Consider the following 8,112-nt stretch of genomic DNA (forward strand, 5'->3'; position numbering starts at 1 on the left):
GAACCGACTTTCAGCACCCCCTCATGCGAGGGGATGAATTATCCGGTATTAGCTCCGGTTTCCCGAAGTTATCCCAGTCTTACAGGCAGGTTGCCCACGTGTTACTCACCCGTCCGCCGCTAACCAACAGAAGCAAGCTTCTATTGGTCCGCTCGACTTGCATGTATTAGGCACGCCGCCAGCGTTCGTCCTGAGCCAGGATCAAACTCTCCAAAAAAGTTGATTAGCTCATAAAATTAACGTTGGCTTCGTTTCAACAGAAACAAATGTTGTGATTTGTTGACGTTTTTGATTGTTTAGTTTTCAAAGAACAATCATTTAAGTTGTCTTATTAGAAACAACTCTATTAATATATCACGTCAATTACTCGTTGTCAACAACTTCTTTAACTTATTTCAAATTGTTAACCCGAATAACGACTACTTTAATATAATAACACCATGTTAAAATAACGTCAACGTTTTTTTAATAAAATTTTTTAAGATGAAAATGTATTTTTTTCATAAAAATTGTCTAGCGCATGTATCCTGGTTCCAAACCCCTTTCTACCTTACCAGCTGTTCTTCTTGTTCCCTATATCTTAGAGGGATCTCCTCTAAAATAAGACTTTACCCAGCATAACCATCACACGATTAGAAGCAATCGTCTTGAGTAGTGGTATACACTTCTGGCCGGGTCAATTGCACTTTTCCGAAATAATATCCTATATATTATTAAAATTATACAAAAATAACCGACCCGTAATAAACAGGTCGGCTATCGTCTATTTTGTAATTTTTATTTTGTAATTTTAATTATTCCCTCTTGCTTCAAATCAACAAGACCTTGTTTTTCGATTTCTACTTTTTCACCTTCAGCCAAATTCGTAAAGACAATAGGTGTAATTGTTGATTTCGCATGTTCTTTAATGTATTGAATATCAAATTTCAATAATGGCTGGCCTTTTGTTACCCGGTCGTTTTCAGACACAAGCGCCTCAAAACCTTCACCTTTTAGGTTCACTGTATCGATTCCGACGTGGATTAGAATCTCACGGCCACCATCAGATAAAATACCAAGAGCATGTTTTGTCGGGAATAGGTTAACGATTTTTCCATCAACAGGAGAAACAACTGTACCTTCTTCCGGAACAATCGCAAAGCCATCGCCCATCATTTTTCCAGCAAACACTTGGTCTGGTACTTCAGTAATTGGTTTGATTTCACCTTTAATCGGCGCAACAAACTGTTCCTCATTTTTATGCTCGGTTTGTAATGCTTCTGGGTTTACCTCTTCAATTTGTTGTTCCACACCTTTTTCAGGTTCTACAACAGCCGTTGTACGAGGACGTTTTCCTTCCATAATATCTTTCATTTGACCTTTTATGGTTTCAGAACGTGGGCCAAAAATGGCTTGTATGTTATTTCCAACTTCTAACACACCAGCTGCACCAAGCTTTTTCAATTGATCTTTATCTACTTTGCTAATATCATTAACAGATACACGAAGACGTGTAATACAAGCATCTAAGTGTGCAATATTCTCCTTACCGCCCATTGCATCTAAAATATTAGCAGCTAGGTCTGCTGATCCAGCTTTACCAGTTGGCTCCTCGTTTTCCTCATTATCTAGCTCACGACCTGGTGTTTTCAAATTGAATTTACGAATAGCAAATCGGAATCCAAAGTAGTAAATAACCGCAAAAACTAGACCAACAGGGATAACAATCCATGCATTTGTCTGCGGATTAATTAATCCAAATAGGATATAATCGATTAATCCACCTGAAAAAGTCATTCCAATTTTTACATCTAATAGGTGCATGGTCATAAAGGACAGACCAGCAAAAATGGTATGAATCGCAAATAACACAGGTGCCACAAACAAGAATGAGAACTCAATTGGCTCTGTAATACCTGTTAAGAAAGATGTAAGAGCAGCAGATGCCATTAATCCCCCTACCACTACTTTCTTTTCAGGTCTAGCTTCATGATAAATCGCTAAAGCAGCTGCTGGTAATCCAAACATCATGAATGGGAATTTACCAGTCATAAATGTACCAGCTGTCAAGTTTTGTACGTTATCAGTAATTTGTGCCATAAATATCCTTTGGTCACCACGAACGATATCTCCAGCCTTAGTCACGTATTCACCAAATTCATACCAGAAAGGTGAATAGAAGATATGGTGTAAACCGAAAGGAATTAATGCACGTTCAATTACACCAAAAATAAATGCAGATACCGTTAAATTAGCATGAACCATATTTTGCGAGAATGCGTTTAGCCCAGCTTGAATTGGCGGCCAAACAAAAATCATGATAAGACCTAAAATAACTGCACTTGCCGCTGTAATAATAGGAACAAATCTTTTTCCTGCAAAGAATCCTAAGTAAGAAGGTAACTCGATTTCATAGAACTTGTTATACATATAGGCGGCAATAATACCAACAATAATCCCGCCAAATACCCCTGTAGCTAAAGTAGGAACTCCTAAAGAAAGCGTATAAGCTGCATTTCCTTCAATATCGGCAGCTTCAATCCCAAGGACAGTTCCCATCGTAACATTCATAATAAGGTAACCGATAATTGCTGCTAGACCAGCAACACCTTCACCACCAGCTAAACCGATGGCAACACCTACCGCAAATAACAGTGGAAGATTACTAAATACTATATCTCCAGCCTTTTGCATTACTGCTGCAATAAGGTCTACAACACTGTTATCTAGGAATGGAGCAAGCTCTAATAATGTAGGGTTTCGAAGAGCAGCCCCTAAAGCAAGTAAGATACCAGCTGCAGGCAAAAGGGCAACTGGAAGCATCAAAGCTCGTCCAACCTTTTGCAAAACGCCAAAAGCTTTTTTGAACATTTTGAAACCTCCTATATTTTTCTAGCTCATTAAACAAATGCTTTTTCTAGGTAAGCAAAACAAAAAGGCATGAGAAAAAGATCGATTGAATGAAGGTATGGGCATAGAATTCCCCATAATCCTTATTTCAATCAATACTTTTTACTCATGCCTGATCGAATCAGTAACACGTAATAATAATAGCTATTTAAATTTATTTTGTATACGTTGCAAATGCATGGTTAAATAAACCGCTTCTGCATCAAAAACTTTCAATTTTAATGTTTGCTGCATTACTTTAATGAGCTTCCACGCAAGATTATAACATACCGGATATTCCTCTTTCAAGAGGGTTGCAATTTTTTCTGGCTCTGCCACCATCTCACCCTTCTTTACCCGCTCAATCGCAAAGCGAAGATGGCGGACAAGCCTCATATAATCTATACTTTCTTTATCAATTTGAATATCAAATTGCTCCTCCACCATCTCTACCAGCCTGCTAACAAGCTGCGAGTCCTGGTTTACCTCAGATAGATTTTTGTTGGTAAGAGCACTATGGATATGCAAAGCAATAAAACCAATCTCACCAACAGGAAGGGCAACTCCCGTCTTTTCTTTAATGAGCTCCACTACTTCTGAAGCGATTTCATATTCATGCCTATAAAGTGTTTTGGTTTCAACTAAGAATGGATTATTAATTTTCATCCCCTGGGATGCCCTTGAGAGCGCAAACATTAAATGATCTGTTAAGGCTACATGGATATGTTCATTTAAACCAGAGTTAGTTCGCTGTTTAATTAGTTCCATTGTCGAAATAATAACTTCATGGAATTCTTGATCAATATAAGGAAGCAACTTGATATAATTTTCTTGTTCTTTTTCGTTTTTAAGAACAAACAATTTTTCAACTCGATCCGTGTCGATAAAGTCCCCTCGTTTTCGGTTAAAACCAATCCCTTTTCCGATTAAAATAACTTCTTTAAATTTGGGGTGTTCAGCAATTAATACATTGTTATTTAAAACTTTTTCAATTTTTAGGTTTGCCATCCCATTAGCCTCTCTTTGCCATTCCACTATATTAAAAAATGTATCTGAGAGGTCTCGTGAAGTCAACCGACAAAATTCGACATAACCTAAAAAATGAAAATTAATTTTTTATTAATCAGTCAACTATATAATTTCCACCCAAATGGACACTTTTGTTCATGCAATGCCTATTTGCTTCCGATACGCTCCAATTGAAATTTATGTAAATACAAAGAACGGAGAACAAAATCGCCTCACTATTACACTAGACCAATCTCCATGTCTAAATTACATTCTCCTCTATAGAATAGAAAAAAGCTGCGATTAACGCAGCTCATTAATGTTGTAAAAATATAAAATAGAGAACAAAGATCACAAAGAAAAAGTACATGATTGGATGAATGTCTTTTCCACGGCCTTTAATAAGCATTGTAATTGGATAAAAGATAAAGCCAATCGCAATTCCTGTAGCAATACTGTAGGATAACGGCATCGCAATGATTGTTAAGAAGGCTGGAACGGCGATTTCAAAACGCGTCCAATCAATTTTACCTAAAGAAGATACCATTAACACACCGACAATAATTAATGCTGGTGCGGTTACAGGTGCAGTAACCACCGATAATAATGGGAAGAAAAAGATCGATAAAATAAACAGCCCGGCAGTTACCAATGAAGCAAATCCTGTTCTCGCTCCAGCCGCTACCCCAGCAGATGATTCGATATAAGAGGTAACTGTTGAAGTTCCCAGAATAGCTCCGGCTGTCGAAGCAACCGAATCAGAAATCAGCGCTCTTCCAGCATTCTCAAGTTTTCCATCCTTCATCAGTCCCGCTTGGTTAGCCACCGCAACCAATGTACCGGCATTGTCAAAAAAGTCTACAAAGAAGAAGGTAAGGATCACTCCCAGCATGGCAGTCGTATAAAAAGAGCTATCACCAAAGGATGAAAATGCAGCACCAAATGTAGGGGCTAAACTTGGAACACTGCCGACTACTTGGGTTGGGACATCGATTAATTTAAATATCATTCCGACAATTACCGTAATCACCATGCCGTAAAATACCGCTCCAGTGATCCCTCTTGTCATCATGATAACCGTAATAATTAATCCAAAAATAGCTAGCAGAGTATCAGGATTTGATAAATCGCCCAATCCTACAAGAGTCGCATCGTTATTCACAATAATTTTCGCATTTTGTAGACCGACAAAGGTAATAAACAAACCAATTCCTGCACCTACTGCATATTTCAATTCAACTGGAATCGCATTAATGATTTTTTCACGAAGCCCTGTTAATGTCAGAATTAAGAAAAATACTCCAGAGATGAACACCGCACCAAGGGCATGCTGCCATGGAATCCCACTTCCAAGAACAACAGTATAGGCAAAAAATGCATTTAACCCCATGCCCGGTGCCAAAGCGAGCGGGTATTTTCCTAAAAGCCCCATAATAAGGGAACCTAATGCGGAAGCTAATGCGGTTGCAACAAATACAGCCCCATAATCCATCCTTAATGCCTCAGGTAGATCCTCTATAGATGCCAGTGAAAGTGTTAATGGGTTAACTACTAATATATAGGCCATTGCCAAGAAGGTCGTTAATCCGCCAATAAATTCACGGCGGTAATTTGTACCGTATTTTTCAAACTCAAAGTACTTATGCATTTCCCTTTCCCTCCATCATATTTCTTTTTATTTTGCAATAAAAAATGCTTCGGCATTCTACCGAAGCTTTAGACTTTAGGCAAATGAAATAAACGGAGGAAAAAAACTGTCTCACCATTTATCACTGCCTCGTAGTCAAGCCATTTACGGTGGCTCGGTAGAAACTCTTGGGCCATATCCCCAACATTATACGACGCGATTCGACAATATTAACTTCACTCTTATCATACCAACGACCCACGTATTCGTCAATAAAAAATACGAACGATGCAAAAAACTTTTTTTTGCATCGTTCGTATTTATTTTATTCTTATTCCCATTCAATTGTTGCTGGTGGCTTGCTAGTGATGTCATAAACAACACGGTTAACATGTGGTACTTCATTGACAATTCGAGTGGAAATGACTTCAAGAACATCCCATGGGATTCGAGCCCAATCAGATGTCATTCCGTCAATAGAGGTAACCGCACGAATGCCGATTGTATAATCATAGGTTCTCGCATCACCCATGACACCTACACTGCGAATATCCGGAAGCACAGTGAAGTATTGCCATATGTCACGGTCTAAACCAGCTTTTTTAATTTCTTCGCGTAAGATCCAATCCGATTCACGGACGATTTCCAGCTTATCTTCTGTAACCTCGCCAAGAACACGAATTCCTAACCCAGGACCAGGGAAAGGCTGTCTCCATACAATCTCATCAGGAATGCCAAGTTCAGTACCAAGTGCACGGACCTCATCCTTAAACAATGTGTTTAAAGGCTCAATTAATTTAAATTGCATATCTTCTGGTAGTCCGCCTACATTATGATGAGATTTAATTGTTTGAGCAGTAGCCGTGCCGCTTTCGATAATATCAGTATAAAGTGTTCCTTGAGCTAAAAATTCAATACCTTCAAGTTTTGACGCTTCATCATCAAAAACATAAATAAATTCGTTACCGATAATTTTCCGCTTCTGTTCAGGATCAGTAACTCCTTTTAGTTTTGATAAGAAGCGATCTTTTGCTTCTACTTTGATGACATTCATCTGGAAGCCTTCAGAGAAAGTTTTCATAACACTTTCTGCTTCATTTTTCCGTAACAATCCATGATCAACAAAAATACAGGTTAATTGGTCACCAATTGCTTTATGGATTAAAACAGCAACAACAGAAGAATCTACCCCACCACTTAGGGCACAAAGAACCTTTTTATCGCCTACCGTTTCACGGATTTTCTCTATTTCCATCTCAATAAAGTTTTCCATAGACCAAGTGCCACTGCAATCGCAAACATTAAACACAAAATTCTTAAGCATATCATTACCGTAAACAGAATGGCGTACTTCCGGATGGAACTGAACCGCATAAAGTTTTCTATTCTCATCACTCATTGAAGTGATCGGGCAGGACGGACTTGTTGCATCAATCCTAAATCCAGCAGGAGCTTCCACAACCAAGTCGCCATGGCTCATCCACACGACTTGCTCTTCCGGCAGGCCGCCAAATAGGGCAGATTGATTTTTCACCGTCATGGTTGCTTTTCCATATTCACGGTGCTTTGCTTTTTCGACCTTGCCACCAAAATGAACAGTCATTAACTGCATTCCATAGCAAATTCCTAGGATAGGAAGGCCCAGTTCAAAAATTTCTTCATCACAGCGGAATGAATTTTCATCATACACGCTATTTGGTCCACCAGAAAAAATAATCCCTTTTGGATTCATCTTACGGATTTCTTCTGCTGTAATGGTATGCGGATGAAGTTCGCTGTACACACCAAACTCGCGAATACGGCGTGTAATCAACTGATTATATTGGCTGCCAAAGTCTAATACAATGATCATATCTTGCTTTTGAGTCAAAACGGCCACCTCATTTTTGTATGGATATTTTAGTTATTACCATTTTAAACGTAAAAATTTAAATATAAAAAAACTAGAATTCCCTTCACTTCTCTTTAGGAAGGCAGAATTCTAGTTCTCATAAGAATCACTAATATAAATTCTGCCTTCATAGTCAGGCCATTTACGGTGGCCTGGTAGAGACTCTCGAACCCTATTATCGAGGATATATGAAGGTACATCTCTATTAAATTCCAACTCATTGTAAAATAGGATGTTTGATTGGTCAAGCAATTGTCTTTTTAATTAAATTTTCCCACAATTCCCTCACCTTTTCCCAAGTACCATCTGGAAGATTATTTCGATTTTGGAAGGTGTAATTCTTTATTAGAAGGACACAAAATGTTCGAAAATAGCGAATTTTGTCTTTCTTTACTAGTAGGTTAGAAACCTCTGCAGACCGCTCATTCCGTATGATCAAATCAATTCCTTTCTGACAAACTCTCTTTGCTCATGACCAAATAAAATAAAAAAGCTTTTCCTTAGTAAAATGTACCCTATAAGATGGACACTTTGAAAAAAGTCCTTCTTGTAGGGTACTTTTGTTTATAATGAGAAAAAAGATGTTGGAGCGGAACTAGAATGACGAAGAGACTATTAACGAAAAAAGAACAAGAACTACTAAAGAAGAATCCTTATGTAAAATCAGTTAGCGATAAGGCGATTACCTATACAGACGAATTTAAGCGTCATTTTATTG

Annotated in this window: 4 protein-coding genes, 1 rRNA gene and 2 riboswitches; all 5 genes read right to left on the reverse strand. The window is 38.2% G+C overall.

Going from position 1 to position 8,112, the window contains the following annotated elements; all coding sequences use genetic code 11:
• A 16S ribosomal RNA gene (locus GZA11_RS15795) occupies positions 1-217 on the reverse strand; the annotation flags it as partial.
• A gap of 560 nt (positions 218-777) precedes the next feature.
• Positions 778-2,850 (reverse strand): glucose-specific PTS transporter subunit IIBC, encoded by a 2,073-nt coding sequence (gene ptsG / locus GZA11_RS15800; protein ID WP_163184361.1) that lies wholly within the window; start codon positions 2,848-2,850, stop codon positions 778-780.
• Positions 2,851-3,033: 183 nt separating this feature from the next.
• The gene (gene glcT / locus GZA11_RS15805) at positions 3,034-3,876 is read right to left on the reverse strand and encodes a glucose PTS transporter transcription antiterminator GlcT (RefSeq protein WP_038538824.1); all 843 of its coding nucleotides are present in this window, start codon (positions 3,874-3,876) and stop codon (positions 3,034-3,036) included.
• A gap of 316 nt (positions 3,877-4,192) precedes the next feature.
• Positions 4,193-5,524, reverse strand: coding sequence for an NCS2 family permease (locus GZA11_RS15810; protein WP_163184362.1), 1,332 nt, complete (start codon positions 5,522-5,524; stop codon positions 4,193-4,195).
• 112 nt (positions 5,525-5,636) lie between these two features.
• Positions 5,637-5,738, reverse strand: a riboswitch (purine riboswitch).
• A 96-nt stretch (positions 5,739-5,834) separates the two neighbouring features.
• On the reverse strand, positions 5,835-7,355 hold the full coding sequence (gene guaA, locus GZA11_RS15815; protein ID WP_163184363.1) for a glutamine-hydrolyzing GMP synthase: 1,521 nt from the start codon (positions 7,353-7,355) through the stop codon (positions 5,835-5,837).
• Positions 7,356-7,504: 149 nt separating this feature from the next.
• A riboswitch (purine riboswitch) is annotated at positions 7,505-7,606 on the reverse strand.
• Between the last annotated feature and the right edge of the window lie 506 nt (positions 7,607-8,112).

Origin of the sequence: Neobacillus sedimentimangrovi, from assembly GCF_010614825.1 — a bacterium.
Classification (GTDB): domain Bacteria; phylum Bacillota; class Bacilli; order Bacillales; family Cytobacillaceae; genus Neobacillus; species Neobacillus thermocopriae.